17 protein-coding genes are annotated in these 17,278 nt (G+C 50.9%); 13 read left to right on the forward strand and 4 right to left on the reverse strand.

Annotated features, from left to right (window positions below):
- The first annotated feature begins 661 nt into the window (after window positions 1–661).
- From BMW31_RS12230 to BMW31_RS12255, 6 genes are all read left to right on the forward strand, one after another.
- On the forward strand, window positions 662–1,294 hold the full coding sequence (locus tag BMW31_RS12230; RefSeq protein ID WP_091826422.1) for a hypothetical protein: 633 nt from the start codon (window positions 662–664) through the stop codon (window positions 1,292–1,294).
- A gap of 102 nt (window positions 1,295–1,396) precedes the next feature.
- Complete coding sequence (locus tag BMW31_RS12235; RefSeq protein ID WP_091826372.1) at window positions 1,397–1,690, forward strand: hypothetical protein; 294 nt, start codon at window positions 1,397–1,399, stop codon at window positions 1,688–1,690.
- Between the two features lie 9 nt (window positions 1,691–1,699).
- Complete coding sequence (locus BMW31_RS12240) at window positions 1,700–2,005, forward strand: cell division protein ZapA (RefSeq protein ID WP_091826375.1); 306 nt, start codon at window positions 1,700–1,702, stop codon at window positions 2,003–2,005.
- 71 nt (window positions 2,006–2,076) lie between these two features.
- On the forward strand, window positions 2,077–3,612 hold the full coding sequence (gene rny / locus BMW31_RS12245; RefSeq protein ID WP_091826377.1) for a ribonuclease Y: 1,536 nt from the start codon (window positions 2,077–2,079) through the stop codon (window positions 3,610–3,612).
- A 470-nt stretch (window positions 3,613–4,082) separates the two neighbouring features.
- Complete coding sequence (locus BMW31_RS12250; protein WP_091826380.1) at window positions 4,083–5,039, forward strand: LuxR C-terminal-related transcriptional regulator; 957 nt, start codon at window positions 4,083–4,085, stop codon at window positions 5,037–5,039.
- Window positions 5,040–5,092: 53 nt separating this feature from the next.
- The gene (locus BMW31_RS12255; protein WP_091826382.1) at window positions 5,093–5,686 is read left to right on the forward strand and encodes a response regulator transcription factor; all 594 of its coding nucleotides are present in this window, start codon (window positions 5,093–5,095) and stop codon (window positions 5,684–5,686) included.
- Between the two features lie 33 nt (window positions 5,687–5,719).
- On the opposite strand, the gene cls is transcribed toward BMW31_RS12255, so the two are convergent.
- The 4 genes from cls to BMW31_RS12275 are packed head-to-tail and all read right to left on the reverse strand — an operon-like array spanning window position 5,720 to window position 11,259.
- A complete protein-coding gene (gene cls / locus BMW31_RS12260) occupies window positions 5,720–6,991 on the reverse strand; it encodes a cardiolipin synthase (RefSeq protein WP_091826384.1) in 1,272 nt (423 codons plus the stop codon).
- A gap of 45 nt (window positions 6,992–7,036) precedes the next feature.
- Window positions 7,037–8,011: a KpsF/GutQ family sugar-phosphate isomerase gene (locus BMW31_RS12265; protein ID WP_091826386.1), complete on the reverse strand. Its 975-nt coding sequence runs from the start codon at window positions 8,009–8,011 to the stop codon at window positions 7,037–7,039.
- Window positions 8,008–8,766 (reverse strand): 3-deoxy-8-phosphooctulonate synthase, encoded by a 759-nt coding sequence (gene kdsA / locus BMW31_RS12270; RefSeq protein WP_091826388.1) that lies wholly within the window; start codon window positions 8,764–8,766, stop codon window positions 8,008–8,010. Before kdsA ends, BMW31_RS12265 begins: the two co-directional genes overlap by 4 nt.
- A 9-nt stretch (window positions 8,767–8,775) precedes the next feature.
- A complete protein-coding gene (locus BMW31_RS12275) occupies window positions 8,776–11,259 on the reverse strand; it encodes a mechanosensitive ion channel family protein (protein ID WP_091826390.1) in 2,484 nt (827 codons plus the stop codon).
- 829 nt (window positions 11,260–12,088) lie between these two features.
- Between BMW31_RS12275 and BMW31_RS12280 the strand changes: the two genes are divergently transcribed.
- The 7 genes from BMW31_RS12280 to nuoK are packed head-to-tail and all read left to right on the forward strand — an operon-like array spanning window position 12,089 to window position 17,274.
- Window positions 12,089–12,439, forward strand: a complete 351-nt coding sequence (locus BMW31_RS12280; protein WP_091826392.1) for an NADH-quinone oxidoreductase subunit A — start codon at window positions 12,089–12,091, stop codon at window positions 12,437–12,439.
- Window positions 12,430–13,152 carry an NADH-quinone oxidoreductase subunit B gene (locus tag BMW31_RS12285; RefSeq protein WP_091826394.1) on the forward strand — a complete coding sequence of 241 codons (723 nt, stop codon included), beginning with the start codon at window positions 12,430–12,432 and terminating at the stop codon, window positions 13,150–13,152. The genes BMW31_RS12280 and BMW31_RS12285 overlap by 10 nt, the downstream gene beginning before the upstream one ends.
- 19 nt (window positions 13,153–13,171) lie before the next feature.
- Complete coding sequence (locus BMW31_RS12290) at window positions 13,172–14,743, forward strand: NADH-quinone oxidoreductase subunit D-related protein (RefSeq protein WP_091826396.1); 1,572 nt, start codon at window positions 13,172–13,174, stop codon at window positions 14,741–14,743.
- A gap of 3 nt (window positions 14,744–14,746) precedes the next feature.
- Window positions 14,747–15,829 (forward strand): NADH-quinone oxidoreductase subunit NuoH, encoded by a 1,083-nt coding sequence (gene nuoH / locus BMW31_RS12295; protein WP_091826397.1) that lies wholly within the window; start codon window positions 14,747–14,749, stop codon window positions 15,827–15,829.
- Window positions 15,830–15,874: 45 nt separating this feature from the next.
- Window positions 15,875–16,441, forward strand: a complete 567-nt coding sequence (locus tag BMW31_RS12300; RefSeq protein ID WP_091826399.1) for a 4Fe-4S dicluster domain-containing protein — start codon at window positions 15,875–15,877, stop codon at window positions 16,439–16,441.
- A 6-nt stretch (window positions 16,442–16,447) separates the two neighbouring features.
- Complete coding sequence (locus BMW31_RS12305) at window positions 16,448–16,969, forward strand: NADH-quinone oxidoreductase subunit J family protein (protein ID WP_091826401.1); 522 nt, start codon at window positions 16,448–16,450, stop codon at window positions 16,967–16,969.
- Window positions 16,966–17,274 (forward strand): NADH-quinone oxidoreductase subunit NuoK, encoded by a 309-nt coding sequence (gene nuoK, locus BMW31_RS12310; protein WP_091826402.1) that lies wholly within the window; start codon window positions 16,966–16,968, stop codon window positions 17,272–17,274. The genes BMW31_RS12305 and nuoK overlap by 4 nt, the downstream gene beginning before the upstream one ends.
- Window positions 17,275–17,278: the final 4 nt, after the last annotated feature.

Here is a 17,278-nt window from a genome sequence, read left to right on the forward strand (position 1 = left end):
AGAGCCTGGACATGCGCACACCCCTGGAAGAGATGCAGCGGCTCCTTTCCCTGGCCGCATGACAGCCACAGAGGCTCCCGGGGGCTGCGAGCCCCCGGCCGCAAGGCCGCCCCCCGGTGTTTTTCATCAATTCAACGTTTCACTTAAAATAAAGAGGTCAAAGAGTCCGCAGAAAACAGAAAATGATTAACTTTGCACCCGGAAGACAGCTATCAACCCAAAGTGCACTTAACAGAAAAACCTGACAACTATATTTCCACATAAGAAATTTATTGTCAACCTAAAGAACATTTAACTACAAAAACTGTCAACTAAATCCAGGACAGGACAGAGTTTGAGCCTTGTTTGGTACGGTCAGCAACTTTTGACAAGTGTCGCACGATTGTGTGACAGTTGTCGAATTCATGTGCGACACTTGTCGAAAGTTCCCGAAGCATATCTTTTATACCCTGGCGGCTTAGCTTTTACACCCCGGGGAGGCAGTTCCGATGATAGAGAAATTGTTGCCTGGCTTATCAGGCTGTTCATACCCGGGCTGCAGCCGTTTTCTTTCGTGCTTTTTCCACGTTTTATTTTGAATATTGTCTAAAATGTCGTAATTTTGCAGATGGCAGTGGTTTACAACATCATTGCTTTATATGAAAAATTATTTATAAATAATATGGGAATTATATCAAAACTACTTGGCAAGCAGACCGAGGAAAAGAAGGTGGGCGGAATGGAAGACTACATGACGCTTATCAGGGTCTACTTCCAGGCTTCTCTGGCGAGTAATCTTGGAATTACGAACCTGGCCATGCTGCCTGACTTGCGGATGTTCAAGTCAACTCTTCATGTTCAGACCGTCAACAACAAACTGGGATTAGGCGAACGGAACCAATGTAAGAAGATGCTGAAAGAACTTTATCATACTCCCGATGATTTCTTCAAGGAGATAGATCAGAGCATCCGCAAGAACTGTCATAAGATTCAGGATGTGCAAACCTATCTTGTACAGTTCCAGGGTTTCACCCAGGACTTGATGATGCTTACCGGTAACCTGATGAAGTTCAAGCTCCGCGTGCCTTCATTCTTCAAGAAAGCCATCTATACCATGACTCAGAAGACGGTGAACGACATCTTTACGAAGAACGACTTCAGCGATGCGGGTGTCATGAAGACCGTGCTGGCCATCCGCCAATACAACAAACGGCTGAACTTCTCGGCGCAGTGGGTAACCGATTTCGTGTATCAGGTGGTCATGCTGGCCAAGAAAGAACCTAAGACTGCAGTGCAGGAAGAGAAGAAGAATTGACAAGCCATTCTGAATTATTTTTGCATGTAACACGTTAAAACATAGCAGATAATTTGGAATTGTGGAATAAATGGTTTAAATTTGTAACCAAATTGTTAATCAATGGATGCGAATGAGAAGACTTTAACGCTGTTTGCTACTCGCGTACGGCAGATGATTCTCCAGTATAAAGATACAAAACAGGAGAATTCGGAGCTGTATGCAATGGTAGACGAGCGCGATGCCAAGATTAAGGAATTGGAGGAAAAGCTGGCTCAGGCGCAACATGATTACAACAGTCTCAAGATGGTCAAGATGCTCGAAATTACCGACGGCGACATGGAAAACGCCCAAAAGCGAGTTTCTAAACTCATCAGAGACTTAAATAAATGTATCACGCTACTGAGTGAAAAATAACCGGAGTTGATGCCAGAAGATAAAAGAGATAAGCTACATATTAGGCTGCATGTCTACGATACCGAGATTTCCGTGAATGTACCACGTGAGGATGAGGAGTTCTATCGTAAGGCAGAAAAGCTGATAACCAGTACGGTGAATGCCTATCAGGCCCAGTTCAAGGGCAAGATGGCAGAAAAAACCATACTGTATATGGCTCTTATTGACATTGCGCTGAGATATATGAAGGAGTCTGCGCGCAATGATGTCAAGCCCTTTAACGAAATTCTTGGAAAGTTGACTTCGGAAATTGAGGACGGCCTCAAGAAGCAGTAACCGGCAGGTTGCACTTTAACTTCACTCTTTAGCCTTAGGAAGACGAAGTGAATTTTAATGTTTAATAATAAATGACAGGTACAATAATCGCAATTGTGGTGGCGCTCGTTCTGGGCGGTATCGCAGGCTTCTTTATTTTCCGTTACGTTATCAAGGGAAAATATAATGAGATGATAAGTGCTGCCAACAAAGAGGCAGAAGTCGTAAAAGAGAAAAAACTCCTTGAAGTCAAGGAGAAGTTCCTCAACAAGAAATCGGAACTGGAGAAGGAGGTACAGCTGCGCAATCAGAAGATACAGCAAAGCGAAAACCGACTGAAACAGCGAGAGATTTCGCTCAACCAGCGCCAGGAAGAACTCGGACGCCGCAAGCAGGAAGTGGAACAGAACCAGCAACGTGTGGAGAACGAAAAGAAACTGCTCTCGGTGAAGCAGCAGGAGCTGGAGAAAATGCAGAAGCAGGAGCAGGCAAAGCTGGAAGAACTCTCCGGACTCAGTGCCGACGAGGCCAAGGAGCGTCTGGTCGAGAGTCTGAAAGACCAGGCCAAGCTCGACGCTGCCAGCTATGTTAACGAGATAATCGATGAGGCCAAGCTGAACGCCAACCAGCAGGCAAAGAAAATAGTCATACAGACCATACAGCGTGTGGCTACCGAGACGGCTATCGAAAACAGCGTGAGCGTTTTCCATATAGACAATGACGAGGTGAAAGGCCGCATTATCGGCCGCGAAGGTCGTAATATCCGGGCCCTGGAAGCTGCAACGGGAGTTGAGATAGTTGTCGACGATACGCCCGAAGCTATTGTCATCAGCGCCTTCGACCCCATCCGCCGAGAGGTGTGCCGCCTGGCCCTCCACCAGCTTGTAGCTGACGGCCGTATCCATCCCGCACGTATAGAAGAGGTGGTGGCCAAGGTGAAGAAGCAGTTGGAAAATGAACTGATAGAAACCGGCAAGCGTACAGCCATCGACTTGGGTATCCACGGCTTGCACCCTGAACTCGTCCGTATCATCGGCAAGATGAAGTACCGCTCAAGCTATGGTCAGAACTTGCTGCAGCATGCACGCGAAACGGCGAACCTCTGTGCGGTGATGGCATCGGAGCTGGGGCTGAATCCCAAGAAGGCCAAACGTGCCGGATTGCTTCATGATATAGGCAAGGTGCCCGATGAGGAGAGCGAACTGCCGCACGCATTGTATGGTGGCAAGATTGCCGAAAAATACAAGGAGAAGCCGGATATCGTCAATGCAATTGCTGCGCACCACGATGAGGTGGAGATGCAAACACTCTTGGCTCCCATCGTGCAGGTATGTGATGCCATCTCGGGTGCCCGTCCCGGTGCCCGCCGTGAAATCGTAGAGGCTTACATCAAGCGGCTTAACGACTTGGAAGCTATAGCCATGAGTTATCCCGGTGTTACCAAGACGTATGCTATCCAGGCAGGTCGTGAGCTTCGCGTTATCGTTGGTGCCGACAAGATGACTGATGACGAGAGCGAGCGCCTGAGTGCTGACATCGCCACGAAGATACAGAACGAGATGACTTATCCCGGCCAGGTAAAGATTACGGTTATACGTGAGACCCGTAGCGTAGCCTATGCCAAGTAAGATATGGCATTGAGCCAAAAGCAACTTACCCGGTTTTCCGTCAGTTTTGATGGGAGACCGGGTAAGTTGTTTTTGCTTCTCGGGGTTCTCTGAACCATGTGCAGAGAATTGCTCTTTGCGGTTTTCCATCAACCTCTCTGCCGTCTGTTGCACCGGCGAACGTGCTGATTATTAAACGGAAAAAGTGCAGTTTTACTGGTTCTGGGTCCGTTCCGCGGCAGGTCGTTGGTAAGTTATATTGAATTGGAGACCGCCCCTTGGCGAAGTGTAACAGACTGCCGTCACTGTACTTCTTCTACATGGGCAAAGGTACGGCCATCAATTGTGTGGCGCAATACTCAAAAGTTGGTAAACTGCCGTATCACAATTAGTTGGTATTTAAATGCCTGCGGCGATAAATACCTGCATGTATTTATTGCGTATTTGCAAAAAAAGTCGTTACTTTGCAGGTGAGATTAGATAGATGCTGCATGAAAAATCAGAAAATGTACGAGGCTGATGATAAGCTCATCTCCATCATCAAGGACAATTACAACATCCTGCAAAGCCTGGGAGCCTTTGGTATCAATCTGGGTTTTGGCGACAAAACGGTGAGAGAGGTGTGCGAAGAACAGAACGTGGACACGTTCACCTTTCTGGCTGTAGTAAATTTTACCATCAACGGTTACCGTGAGTACGACGATGCCGAGCGGCTGTCGGTGCCCACGCTGCTACAGTATCTCAAGGCCAGCCACGAATACTATCTGGGTTTCGAGTTGCCGTACATCCGAAAGGAACTGGTCAGCGCGCTCGACGAAAGCGACAATCTGGCGCGCCTCATACTGAAACTCTACGATGAGTACGCACATAGCATTCGCCTGCACATGCAGTATGAGGAGAAGACGGTGTTCCCTTACGTTGGTGAGCTGCTCAAAGGCAACACTCCGGCCAACTACGACATAGAGACCTACTCAAAGCATCACGGGCAAACGGACGTAAAACTGCGGGAGCTGAAGAACATCATCATCAAGTATCTTCCGTCCGACGGGCTGCATAACAATCAACTCAGTGCCACGTTGTACGACATATATAACTGTGAAGAATGGCTCAGCCAGCATGCCCAAGTGGAGGAAGAAATCTTCATTCCCGCTATCCGACGCCTGGAAAAGAAGTCGAAGCAGAATGATGTGTCAGTAAAGATATCTAACATGATAAACCAGAATCCGGCCAATACGGAGGTGCTGAGCGACCGAGAGAAGGATGTTATTGTGAGCTTGGTGCAGGGCATGACGAACAAAGAAATAGCCGACCATCTCTGCATTTCCATCAATACAGTGATAACCCATCGCCGCAACATCGCCCGCAAACTGCAAATTCATTCTCCTGCAGGGCTGACAATCTACGCCATCGTAAACAACTTGGTCGACATTTCCACAGTGAAACTCTGACGCCGCCCGGCTCTCGAGCCCCATTTACACAGAATAAAGTATTATACAAGAACATGACAGAAAGACCACGCATAGCGATAGTAGACTCCAACACTCTGGCCATGATAGGACTGAAGCAACTGCTCCAGAACGTAATTCCTATTATGGATGTGGAGATGTACGGCTCGTTTGAGGACTTCATGGCCAACGAGCCGGAGCGTATTTTCCACTACTTCGTGTCAACAACCATTGTTTTGGAAAACCGCCGGTTCTTTCTGGAAAACAGGCGAAAGACCATCGTTCTCACCGTATCAAACGACCCTAACAGCCAGTTGAGCAACTTCCACTGCCTCTGCATCAATACAACAGAGGAGCAGCTGGTGCGTTCTCTGCTCATGCTCGAGCAGCACGCACATGCTCATGGCAAAAACCTTCCTCTGATGCCTCAGGCTCTTAGCGCAAAGATATTGAGCGACAGAGAGATAGAAGTGCTGTCACTGATAGCTCAGGGGCTTATCAACAAGGAGATAGCCAGCCTGCTCAACATCAGCCTCACGACAGTTATCTCGCACCGTAAGAACATCATGGACAAGCTGGGAATGAAGAGTGTGAGCGCCCTTACCATCTATGCCGTAATGCACGGATACGTAGATATCAACAAGATTTGATAACGCTTGTCCGCCTGTTTGGGCGAAGCGCCATTACAAGAAGGGTGTAAGCAGGTGGGCAAACCATCCGCGGAACTTCTGCCAAGGCGTGCGCCATTCGTCCCATTTCTGCTCTGTGAGCAGGAAACTGTCTTTCTTATCCTTTTCAAAAAGATTGTCCAGCTCCTTCGTTGTGCACGGATCTAAGATGACGGCGTTGGCCTCATAGTCCCAGCTTAGGCTCCTAGCATTGAGGTTGGCACTGCCAACGGTGCATATCTTTCCGTCAACCATGATTATTTTCGTGTGGTGGAACCCTGCCGTGTACATCCATACGTTGCAGCCGGCCTTCATGAGTTTGTGGGCGTTGTAGAACCCGCAGTCGGGCGTCAGAGGGATATCACTTCGGGTAGAAAGCATGATTTCCACCTTCACTCCGCGTTTGGCAGCGTTCTTCAGCGCTTTTTTGAGCTTGCTGTTGAGCGTGAAGTAGGGGTTGATGAGCTTGATGCTGTCCTGTGCATCGTTGATGGCATCCAGATAGAAAGTGCGTATAATCTTGTTGGAAGTGCGAGGCTCGCGGTTAATGATGCCTATCATCTTCCGTTTCCGCGTAGCTGTAGTGTCGGGCTTCAGCCCGTGGAAGTAATCGGTATTGACCAGCCCGTGATAGTATTTGGCACCATGTACGTCCTGATGGCTTACCTTATTCCACATTCGCAGGAAGATGGCCTGCAGTGTATTGACCTCATCGCCCTCAATGCGGCAGTGCATGTCGTTCCATGCACCAACCTGCCGGGTACCCTTGATGTAGTAATCAGCCACGTTCATGCCGCCGGTATAGGCCACTTGTCCGTCTATCACAACTATCTTGCGATGGTCTCGACTGAACACGTGGTTAATCCACGGAAAGGTGATTGGGTCGAATTTAAAAATCTCCACGCCGTGAGCACGGATGGAATCCAGGTGGTGTTTCTTGAGCGGACGGTTGTTGCTGGAGTTTCCGAAGGCGTCGAACAGAGCTCTGACTTCGACTCCCTCTCTTGCCTTGTCAACCAGAATGTTGAAAAGCAGGCGTGCAATGGAGTCGTTGCGGAAGTTGAAATATTCGAGATGTACGGAGCTACGAGCTTGACGGATGGCCTTAAACATGTCGTCGAACTTCTCCTGTCCGCTCATGAGCAAGGCCACCGAATTGTTGTGCGAGAAGGTTACTCCCTCCGCACGCAGCTGTTTTGCCAGTAAAGAGTCTGCTGTTTGCGCATTTCCCAACGTGCAGCAGAATAGTAAAATATAAGTAAAAATTCCTCTAATCAAATTCTTCATGCTTTTTGTTGTGTGTCGAGTCAGTTGCGGACCGCCGTCCGCGGGTCATATCATGCAGCTGTAGTGGTCTACCACACCTAACAGTCGGCGCTCGTCATCGACTACGAGAACGGTGTGAATCTTGTACTTGTGCATGATGCGTTGTATCTCCGTAATCTTGGTATTGGGTTGAACGGTCTTCGGCGTGCGTGTCATGATGTCGCTCACCGTGTGGTCGAAGAACTGTGCCTGCCAGCGTTCCATGGCACGGCGGATGTCTCCGTCGGTGATGAGGCCTACTACCTTGTCGTCTTCCAACGATACGCCCAAGCCTAATTTGCCCTTGCTCACGTGGATGATGGCCTCGCCCAGGTGCATATCCTGTGGTATAATGGGCAGGTCGTCGGAGCGCATTACATCGGCAGCTGTAGTCAGCAAGCGCTTGCCCAACTCGCCTCCGGGGTGGAACTGGGCAAAATCCTGCGGCTTGAAGTCGCGTACCTCCATCAGCGCAATGGCCAAGGCATCGCCCATAGCCAATGCGGCAGTGGTGCTGCTGGTGGGGGCAAGGTTGAGCGGACATGCCTCTTTCCTGACCCATACCTTAATATGTACGTTGCTGTACTTGGCCAGCAGCGATTCGGGATTACCCGTCATGGCGATGATGGGCACGTTCATGTGGAGCACCATGGGGATGAAACGCAGCAGCTCATCGGTCTGTCCGGAGTTGCTGAGAGCCAGAACTACATCGTCGGGCGTCATCACTCCAAGGTCTCCATGATAGACATCGAGCGGATTAATGAAAAAAGCAGGCGTGCCGGTAGAGGCCAGCGTGGCGGCTATTTTTGCGCCGATGTTGCCGCTCTTGCCCACACCGGTGACAATAATCTTGCCCCTACACCCGTACATCATGGCCACGGCGCGCCTGAAGTTGTCGTCTAACTGTGGGATGAGGTCGGTTATCGCCTGTGCTTCTTCACGTAAGGCTGCCTCTGCATAGGCGTTAGCGTGAGCGAGCCTGTTGGTTTCTATTTCGTTCATAGCAGTTGTTTAATCAGGTTCTCAAGTTTCTCGAGCTCCAGCATGTTGGGTCCGTCGGACAGTCCCTTGTCCGGATCGGGATGCACTTCAAAGAAGTATCCCGTTGCTCCGAAAGCCTTGGCAGCCAGAGCCATGGACGGAACGAAACGGCGGTCGCCGCCCGTTGAGCCGTTTCCTGCACCCGGACGCTGCACGCTGTGGGTACAGTCCATGATGACGGTGGGTACAATTTCCCTCATGTCGGCAATGTTCCGGAAGTCTACCACGAGGTTGTTGTACCCGAAAGAGTTGCCCCGTTCGGTCAGCCAAACGTCCTTGGCACCCGATTCCTGTGCCTTCTGTACGGGATACTTCATATCCTGTCCGCTCAGAAACTGTGCCTTCTTGATGTTTACTACCTTGCCGGTTTTGGCAGCGGCCACGAGCAAGTCGGTCTGCCGGCAGAGAAAAGCAGGTATCTGGATAACGTCCATTACCTGTCCTGCCAGCTCGGCCTGCCAGCTCTCGTGGATGTCGGTAAGCAGGCGGAGTCCGTACTTCGACTTGATATCGGCCAGCATTTGCAGGCCTTTCTCTATGCCTGGGCCGCGAAAAGCATGCAGCGACGTGCGGTTTGCCTTGTCGAAGGAAGACTTGAAGATGATGTCGGTACCTAAGTTGCGGTTGATTTCCACCAGCCTGGCAGCTACGGTGTCGAGCAGCTCCGGCGACTCGATGACGCAGGGGCCGGCTATGATTTTGAGTTCCGAATTCATACGATGCTGTTATTCTTTATCTTGTTTTTGTTCGCTTTCAGCCTGTTCCGGCTTTTCCGCAGCCGCAGGGGTAGCCAACTCCGGGGCTACAGGTGAGGGCTTGCCGTCGGCAATGATGTGCAGGTCGCGCTGCGGGAACGGTATCTCTATGTGGTTTTCGTTCAGCGCGTTGTAGATAGATTCCAGTATTTCTCCCTTGGCATAGAACTGCGTGAGGACAGGAACCCACACGATGACCTTGAAGTTGATGCTGTCGGCACCAAATTCGGAGAGCACCACCTTTACCTCCTTGTTGCGGTCGCGGCATCCCAGTCGGTTCACGGCATCACTGATAATCTGCCTCACTTGGGCCGCATCGCTGCCATAGGCCACGCCTACCGTCAGTATGGCCAGTTCGTAACCGTGGTTCTTGGTCAGGTTGCGGTAGTTTTTGGTGAAGAGCTGCGAGTTCTGGAAAGCCATGATGGAACCGTCGATGGTGTCTATTTGCGTAGACGTGTAGCTGATGGAGCTCACCTTGCCTCGCTTGTCGTCAACCTCTATCCAGTCGCCAACCTTAATGCGTCCCATCATCAGCGAGATGCCGTAATAGATGTTCTCCAGAATATCCTTCATGGCAAAGCCGATGCCGGTAGACAAACCTACGGAGATGTAACCAAGCCACGTGTTGTTGATATGGAAGATGGCGAGCGACACGATGAACCAGATGCCCCACACGATTACCTGCAGTACGTTCTTCGTCATCACGTTCTTGCTGGCGGCGGTGGCACGGTCGGTCTTCTCGAAATGAATTTTGAGCAGCGCCTTGAGCGTTTGGTTGATATAGGAGAAGAGGATATAGAGGATGATAACCTGGCACACGCCGAAGATGCTCAGCTTGAAGTTGGCACTGTTGATGATGTACTGCGTGAATATCTTCCACGTGGTATCGCTGAGGTTAAACACGTCGGCAGCCCAGTAAATGGACAGGACGATGGAGAGAACGGCCAGCGACGGCAGCACCACCTGGTAGATGAGGTTGTAGAACCACACCTCGGTGACGGGTTTCGAGGCATAGTCGAGCCTCTCGGCATAATTGCGCAGCAGGTCGTGAATGCAGGTGATGGTGAGGATGCACGTAAGCTGCATAATCCACCAGATGAGCACTTCCACGCTCAGCAGCGTGTAGCCTATCCACGAACAGATGACCGAAGCCACGAAAACCAGCAGCGAGATGTAGGTGTACAGCACGTCGGTGCGCGGTATGTTGTCGTTGTATCGCCTGATGACGCTCCACTGCCAGAGTCCGCAAATGAGCAGAACGGGCGGGAAGATGAGGTTCACCAGGTCGTTGGGAATGAGGATGATGCGGAACGTGATGACGATGAAGTCGATGACAACGAGCGGGAAGTAGATGCGGAATCCGCTTTTTATCTGGCTGGCGTCGAGCCTGATGAGCAGCGAGATGAGGATTACGCCCAGCAGCCATGCGTACTCCACCAGCAGCTCAGAGGCCATGATGATGAAGTTCTGCTGCCATGCCGCCCGTATGGCTGCCAGTATAATGGCAAAGGTTATGACTGTGGCGGCCATGATGATGTAGACTTTCTTGCCCGCGAACGACTCCTCCAGCGTGAGGCTGTTGTCGCGTTGCAGGTAGCGGGTATAGAAGAGGTGCAACCGCTCGCGCCCTACGAGGTGCGGCAGAAGGAGGCGGAAGACCAAGAGATTGACGAGCATGGAGACGAAGCCCCAGAACAGAATGAGCCCCAGCAGGCCCACGATGAGCCGGCTGTCCCACTGCGAGCTGACCTTGTGGATGGGCTTGTACTTCTCTGCCGCGGTGAGCGTGGCCTCGCGGATGTTGTATTTCAGGTTGCGCAGGATGGTGAAATAGCTGTCGGCTCCGTTGCGGAAGATGCTTGCCTGGATGTCGCCGTAGCGCTTGTTGGCATAGTCGTTGAGGTTGCGCAGCTGGTTCTCGGTGAGTTTGTAGTAGCGCATGTAGTCCGAGAACTGCTGACTGTTCTCCCGTAGATTGCGCAGGATGTTAACCGCCAGCGTAAGGCATACGTTGCGGTCAATCTTCGAGCGAGCCGAAAGAGGCTGCGTGGGCATGGAGTTGAGCACGTTTACCAGGCTGTCGTAGCGCGCTATCTCCACCTGCGTACGCGAGATGAAGGCGGTGAAAGGCATTACGTTGGTCTTGAACTCGTTGTACTGCTCCGTGGCCTCATGGCAGGCATAGGTGAGGTCGAAGATGTATCCGTTGCGCTGGGAGTAGAGCATCAGCGAGTTCTGGTTGCTGCGGTTGATGATGGAGAACATCTGCTTCTGGATGCGCTCCTGCTGCTCCTTCATGAAGCCGTTCTGCCTTTGCAGCTCCTCATGATAGTTCGTAAGCTCTATTCGCAGGATGGAGAGCGTGTGGGTGATGTCCTTCTCCTTGAGCACGGCTTCTGAAGGCAGTGCCAGGGACAGTGCACAGACAAGCAGGAGAATGTATTTCTTCATCTGTTTTACTTTGTTCTTTTACGTTCAGCGTATGCTGGGAAATAAGCCGCAGGGGCGTGTCGGAACCTTTCCGAATGGCCGCAGACTGTTTCCGATAATGCAAAGGTAATAAAAAGTTGAGAGGAAACAGAGAAACGACCGGTTTTTTTAGTTTTCATTTAAATATGTGTCAGCCGGCCGTTCGGGATGGGGCGATAGTCTATGTGTTGCCAATTTCTTTTACAAGAACCCTCGCATAGCGGCCGTATTTGCAACCGCATGGGCTTCCGGCCGCAAAAACGGCCTAAAAACGCGCCTTTATCTAAGTGTCTGTTAATCAGTTGTTTAAGTGTTTTGTGCCGTCTGCAGACCTCACGGAGCTATGCTCCAGACTGTAAGGAGCTATGCTCTTTAGGGCACGGAGCTATGCTTTTAAGGCTAAGGAGCTATGCTTTTAAGGCTAAGGAGCTATGCTTTTAAGCGTAAGGAGACCATCTCCTTACTGTACGGAGCTATGCTTTTGACCTTAAAGAGCATGTTTCCCGTGTGTAAGGAGGTGGTTTCGTTAGTCCAAAGAGGGCACAATCAGCTTCTCTGTTTTCTATTTCGCAAAAAATCACAGCACTGTTTTTAGGCATAATTATTTTACAAAACCAGTTCTTGTAGCTGCCCTCTGGACTCGGCGCCGTCTGCGTGTTGCGTGTACGCGCGTGGACTGAAAAGTCGGAGAGGGGCAGTTTTTTTCTGTTAATAATTGTATGATTCAAAAAATAAGTTGTAACTTTGCAAACTGAAAATTACAATTTGGCAAGCTGAAATCGTTAAAACAAATATTTTAATTATACTTTATATGAATTTCACATTGTTGATTACCGTTTTGTTAACGGCTGTGACCTTGGTGGTTGGTGCTTACGTCATCGCCAAGCTCATTGGTCCGCGCTCATACAATCCGGTGAAAGGTGAGCCCTTTGAGTGTGGTATTCCTACCCGCGGCAGCAGCTGGCTGCCTGCGCATATAGGCTACTATCTCTTCGCCATCCTTTTCCTGATGTTTGACATCGAGACCGTGTTCCTCTATCCCTGGGCCGTAGTCGTTAGGCAGTTTGGAACGATGGCTTTGGTCAGCATCGGGTTCTTCTTGCTGGTATTGGTATTTGGCTTGGCTTACGCCTGGCGGAAAGGAGCACTGGAATGGAAGTAAGAAAACCACGCATCAAGAGCATTCCTTACGACGAGTTCAAGGATAACGACACGCTGGAGCGCATCGCCCGCGAACTGAACGACGGCGGTGTGAACGTGCTCGTGGGCTCGCTGGACCAGGCGGTAAACTGGGGGCGCAGCAATTCTCTGTGGTCGCTCACCTTCGGAACGTCGTGTTGCGGTATCGAGTTCATGGCCGTTGGCTGTGCCCGTTACGACTTCTCGCGCTTCGGCTTCGAGGTTACGCGCAACTCTCCGCGCCAGGCCGACCTCATCATGTGTGCCGGCACGATAACCAACAAGATGGCGCCCGTGTTCAAGCGCCTGTACGACGAAATTGCCGAGCCTAAGTACGTGGTGGCCGTTGGCGGCTGTACCATCAGCGGCGGCCCGTTCAAGAGCAGCTATAACGTGGTTCGCGGCATCAGCGAACTGGTGCCGGTAGACGTTTACATACCCGGCTGTCCGCCGCGTCCGGAGGCCATCCTGTACGGTATGATGCAGCTGCAGCGCAAGGTGAAGGTAGAGAAGTTCTTCGGCGGGGCCAACCACAAGATGACTAAAGAGGAGCGCGAGCGCTCCATGAGCAAGGGAGGCCTGCACGGACTGAGCAACGAGAACCTGTCGGCTACGCAGAAGCTGGGCGAAAGAGAGCCCATTATCGTGACCGACGTGCCTGCCGATTTCGACCCCGAAAAAGGTTTGACCGACTAATATAATAAGGTATAGGAATATGAAACTGAACAATATAGAACTCAATTTCGATAACTTTGCCGCCGAAATGGCAAAGCTGAAGAACGAGAAACATTTCGATTACCTTGTTACCGTCATAGGTGAAGACTTTGGCGAAGAGGGCCTCGGCTGTATCTACATTCTTGAGAATACCGACTCGCATGAGCGCTGCTCCACGCGCGTAATTGCCAAGCAGGTGGGCCAGGATTATGTAATTCCCACGGTACTCCATCTATGGAAGGCCGCCGACCTGCTGGAACGCGAGGTCTTCGACTTCCTGGGCATCAAGTTCCTGGGCCATCCCGATATGCGCAGGCTCTTCCTGCGCACCGACTTCGAGGGCTATCCGCTGCGTAAGGACTTCGACATGAGTCCCGAGCACAACCGTTTTCCCGTAACCGATGAGCCGGAAAGTGACTACACGTCGGAGTGGAATCTCGACCAACACGGCAATCTCGTGGAAACCCGCCATCGCCTGCTCGATGACGATGATTTCGTTGTCAACCTCGGCCCCAACCATCCCAGCATGCACGGTGTGCTGCGTCTGCAGGCTGTGGTGAACGGCGAAACCATCAAGCGTATCTATCCCCACCTGGGCTATATACACCGCGGCATGGAGAAGATGTGCGAGAGCATGACCTATCCGCAGACCCTTGCGTTTGCCGACCGACTGAATTATCTCTGTGCGATGATGCAGAGACACGCCATGGTAGGCGTCATGGAGGAGGGTATGGGCATAGAGCTCTCCGACCGCATCCTCTATATCCGCACCATCATGGACGAGCTTCAGCGTATAGACAACCACCTGTTGTTCCTCGGTACATGTGCCCAGGACTTGAGCGCATTGACCGCTTTCCTGTACTGTATGCGCGACCGTGAGCATGTGCTCAACGTAATGGAGGAAACAACCGGCGGCCGACTGATACAGAACTACTATCGTATCGGCGGACTGCAGGATGACATTGACCCCAATTTCGTGCAGAACGTGAAGACGCTCTGCAAGTATCTGCGGCCGATGGTGCAGGAATATCTCGACGTATTCGGCGACAATGTGATAACCCACCAGCGCCTGGAAGGTGTCGGTCCGCTGAATTTGGAAGACAGCATCAACTACGCTCTGACCGGTCCTGCCGGTCGTGCCGCAGGCTGGCATAACGATGTACGCAAGACGCATCCCTACGCCATGTACGGCAAGGTGAAGTTCGACGAAATCACCCTGACGGGTTGTGACTCCATGGCCCGCTTCTATGTTCACGTAGAGGAGATATACCAGAGCCTCGACATCATCGAGCAACTCATCGACAACATCCCCGAAGGCGAATACTATATCAAGCAGAAGCCCGTTATCAAGGTGCCGGAAGGACAGTGGTACTTTGCAGTTGAGGGCGGAGCCGGTGAGTTCGGCGTTTATCTCGACTCGCGTGGCGACAAGAGTCCCTACCGCCTGAAGATGCGTCCGATGGGTCTTACGCTTACTGGAGCTTTCGATAAGATGCTCCGCGGGCAGAAGATTGCCGACCTGGTAGCGACCGGTGCCTCAATCGATTTTGTAATTCCTGATATTGATAGATAAATTATGTTCGATTTTAGTATAGTAACAAAATGGCTCGATACGCTGCTTAGCCAGACCTTGGGCTTGTCGAGCTTCTGGACCATCCTGATAGAGTGCGTGCTCATCGGTGTGTGCATATTGGTGGCCTACGCACTGATAGCTATCGTGCTGATATTCATGGAGCGCAAGGTTTGTGCTTACTTCCAGTGCCGTATCGGCCCTATGCGTGTGGGTCCGTGGGGTATCTTCCAGGTGTTTGCCGATGTGCTCAAGATGCTTATCAAAGAGATCTTCTCCGTTGACAAGGCCGACAAGCTGCTCTACTATGTAGCCCCGTTCCTCGTTATCATTGCTTCGGTGGGTACATTCTCGTTCCTGCCGTGGAATAAAGGTGCTACCGTGCTCGACTTCAACGTCGGTGTGTTCCTCATTACGGCCATCTCGTCTATTGGCGTGGTTGGTATCTTCATGGCCGGCTGGGGCAGTAACAACAAGTATTCAGTGGTGAGTGCCATGCGTGGTGCCGTGCAGATGATTTCTTATGAAATGTCGCTCGGCCTCTGCCTGATTACGGCCGTAGCCCTGACCGGTACCATGCAGATAAGCGGTATCGTGGAATCGCAGGCCAATGCCTGGCTCATTTTCAAGGGCCATGTGCCAGCAATCATTGCCTTCGTGGTATTCCTCATTGCCGGCAACGCCGAGGCTAACCGCGGTCCCTTCGACCTGGCAGAAGCCGAAAGTGAGCTGACTGCAGGTTATCACACGGAGTATTCGGGTATGGGTTTCGGCTTTTATTACCTGGCCGAGTACCTTAACCTCTTCGTTATATCCGGTATCGCTGCTACCGTTTTCCTCGGTGGATGGATGCCGTTGCACGTTGCCGGACTCGATGGTTTCAATACCGTGATGGACTATATCCCCGGTATCGTGTGGTTTTTCGGCAAGACATTTTTCATCGTATGGGTGCTGATGTGGATACGTTGGACTTTCCCACGCCTCCGCATTGACCAGATACTGAAGCTGGAGTGGAAGTATCTCATGCCACTCTCACTGCTTAATCTTGTCGTGATGACGGTGTGTGTAGCCTTTAACCTGCATTGGTAAACGGGCAAAAATTTCTAACTAAGAGAAATAATAATAACATAAGATATGTCTAATCAATCATATTTTGGCGGTATCGCCGATGGACTGAAGACGCTCGGCATAGGACTGAAGACTACTCTCAGGGAGTACTTCACCCCCAAGAGCACGGAACAGTATCCGGAGAACCGCAAAACAACGCTTCATGTAGCCAAGCGTCACCGTGGCCGCTTGGTGTTTAAGCGTGTTACAGAGGCTGACGAAGCTCTCATTGCCAAAGGTGCTCAGATTGGTGATTACAAGTGTACGGCCTGCACGATGTGCGAAAAGGCCTGCCCCAACGGCACCATAAAGATAACGGCCCACATGGAGGAAAACCCTGAGACAGGCCGCAAGAAGAAAGTGCTCGACGACTATCACTACGACCTCGGCGACTGCATGTTCTGCCAGCTGTGTGTTAACTCGTGCAACTTTGATGCCATCGAGTTCACCAACGATTTCGAGAATGCGGTCTTCGACCGTAGCAAACTGGTGCTGCACTTGGACAAGGAAGTTTACAAGGGTGGCAGTCTGCCTAATCTCATTGATGGCGGTGCCCCTCTCGTAATCGGTAAGTTTAACACTAAAACCAAGTAATAGATTATGGCAAATATAGTAATGTTTTGCATCCTGGCTGTAGTCATTCTTGGTTCAGCCTTCATGTGTGTGATGACGAAGAGTATCATGCGCGCTGCAACTTTCCTGCTCTTTGTACTCTTTGGAGTAGCAGGTATCTACTTCCTGCTGGACTATACCTTCCTGGGAGCAGCGCAGATTTCCATCTATGCCGGCGGTATAACAATGATGTATATCTTTGCCATCCAGCTGGTTAGTAAGCATACGCTCCAGAACATGATAGAGCGTTTCAAGGGAACACGCGTTGCCGGAGGCATTCTGATATCGCTGATAGGTCTGGTAACAGTGGCAGTGGTTTTGCTGAAAAACAGATTTATTGATGCTGCTGCAAGTGTAGCCGACGTTGAGGTGCCAATGGCACAGATAGGACAGGCGCTCGTCGGCAGCAACAAATACGAGTATGTACTTCCATTCGAGTTCATTTCCATCTTCCTGCTGGCATGTATCATCGGTGGTATAATGATTGCAAGAAAGGAGGATAATAAATGATTCCCGTTGAATGTTTTATCGCTCTCAGCACGCTGCTGTTCTTTATAGGAGTCTTTGGCTTTGTAACCCGTCGCAACTTGGTTGCCATGTTGATTTCCATTGAGCTCGTATTGAACTCCGTTGATATTAACTTTGCCGTCTTTAACCGCATTCTTTTTCCCGGACAACTTGAGGGCATGTTCTTCACTCTGTTCTCCATTGGAGTGAGTGCAGCTGAAACTGCAGTGGCTCTCGCCATCATTATCAATGTTTACCGCAACTACCACAGTGACCAGGTGAACAGTATTGAAAACATGAAATTCTAAATGA

This window comes from Prevotella sp. kh1p2, from assembly GCF_900111525.1.
In the GTDB taxonomy this organism is placed as follows: domain Bacteria; phylum Bacteroidota; class Bacteroidia; order Bacteroidales; family Bacteroidaceae; genus Prevotella.

Coding starts and splice junctions, on each gene's coding strand:
- cls (WP_091826384.1), bottom strand. CDS start 6,991: ATGAAGAATTTGATTAGAGGAATTTTTACTTATATTTTACTATTCTGC.
- kdsA (WP_091826388.1), bottom strand. CDS start 8,766: ATGAATTCGGAACTCAAAATCATAGCCGGCCCCTGCGTCATCGAGTCG.
- BMW31_RS12280 (WP_091826392.1), top strand. CDS start 12,089: ATGAATTTCACATTGTTGATTACCGTTTTGTTAACGGCTGTGACCTTG.
- BMW31_RS12305 (WP_091826401.1), top strand. CDS start 16,448: ATGGCAAATATAGTAATGTTTTGCATCCTGGCTGTAGTCATTCTTGGT.
- BMW31_RS12230 (WP_091826422.1), top strand. CDS start 662: ATGGGAATTATATCAAAACTACTTGGCAAGCAGACCGAGGAAAAGAAG.
- rny (WP_091826377.1), top strand. CDS start 2,077: ATGACAGGTACAATAATCGCAATTGTGGTGGCGCTCGTTCTGGGCGGT.
- BMW31_RS12265 (WP_091826386.1), bottom strand. CDS start 8,011: ATGAACGAAATAGAAACCAACAGGCTCGCTCACGCTAACGCCTATGCA.
- BMW31_RS12285 (WP_091826394.1), top strand. CDS start 12,430: ATGGAAGTAAGAAAACCACGCATCAAGAGCATTCCTTACGACGAGTTC.
- nuoK (WP_091826402.1), top strand. CDS start 16,966: ATGATTCCCGTTGAATGTTTTATCGCTCTCAGCACGCTGCTGTTCTTT.
- BMW31_RS12240 (WP_091826375.1), top strand. CDS start 1,700: ATGCCAGAAGATAAAAGAGATAAGCTACATATTAGGCTGCATGTCTAC.
- BMW31_RS12255 (WP_091826382.1), top strand. CDS start 5,093: ATGACAGAAAGACCACGCATAGCGATAGTAGACTCCAACACTCTGGCC.
- BMW31_RS12300 (WP_091826399.1), top strand. CDS start 15,875: ATGTCTAATCAATCATATTTTGGCGGTATCGCCGATGGACTGAAGACG.
- BMW31_RS12275 (WP_091826390.1), bottom strand. CDS start 11,259: ATGAAGAAATACATTCTCCTGCTTGTCTGTGCACTGTCCCTGGCACTG.
- BMW31_RS12250 (WP_091826380.1), top strand. CDS start 4,083: ATGAAAAATCAGAAAATGTACGAGGCTGATGATAAGCTCATCTCCATC.
- BMW31_RS12290 (WP_091826396.1), top strand. CDS start 13,172: ATGAAACTGAACAATATAGAACTCAATTTCGATAACTTTGCCGCCGAA.
- BMW31_RS12235 (WP_091826372.1), top strand. CDS start 1,397: ATGGATGCGAATGAGAAGACTTTAACGCTGTTTGCTACTCGCGTACGG.
- nuoH (WP_091826397.1), top strand. CDS start 14,747: ATGTTCGATTTTAGTATAGTAACAAAATGGCTCGATACGCTGCTTAGC.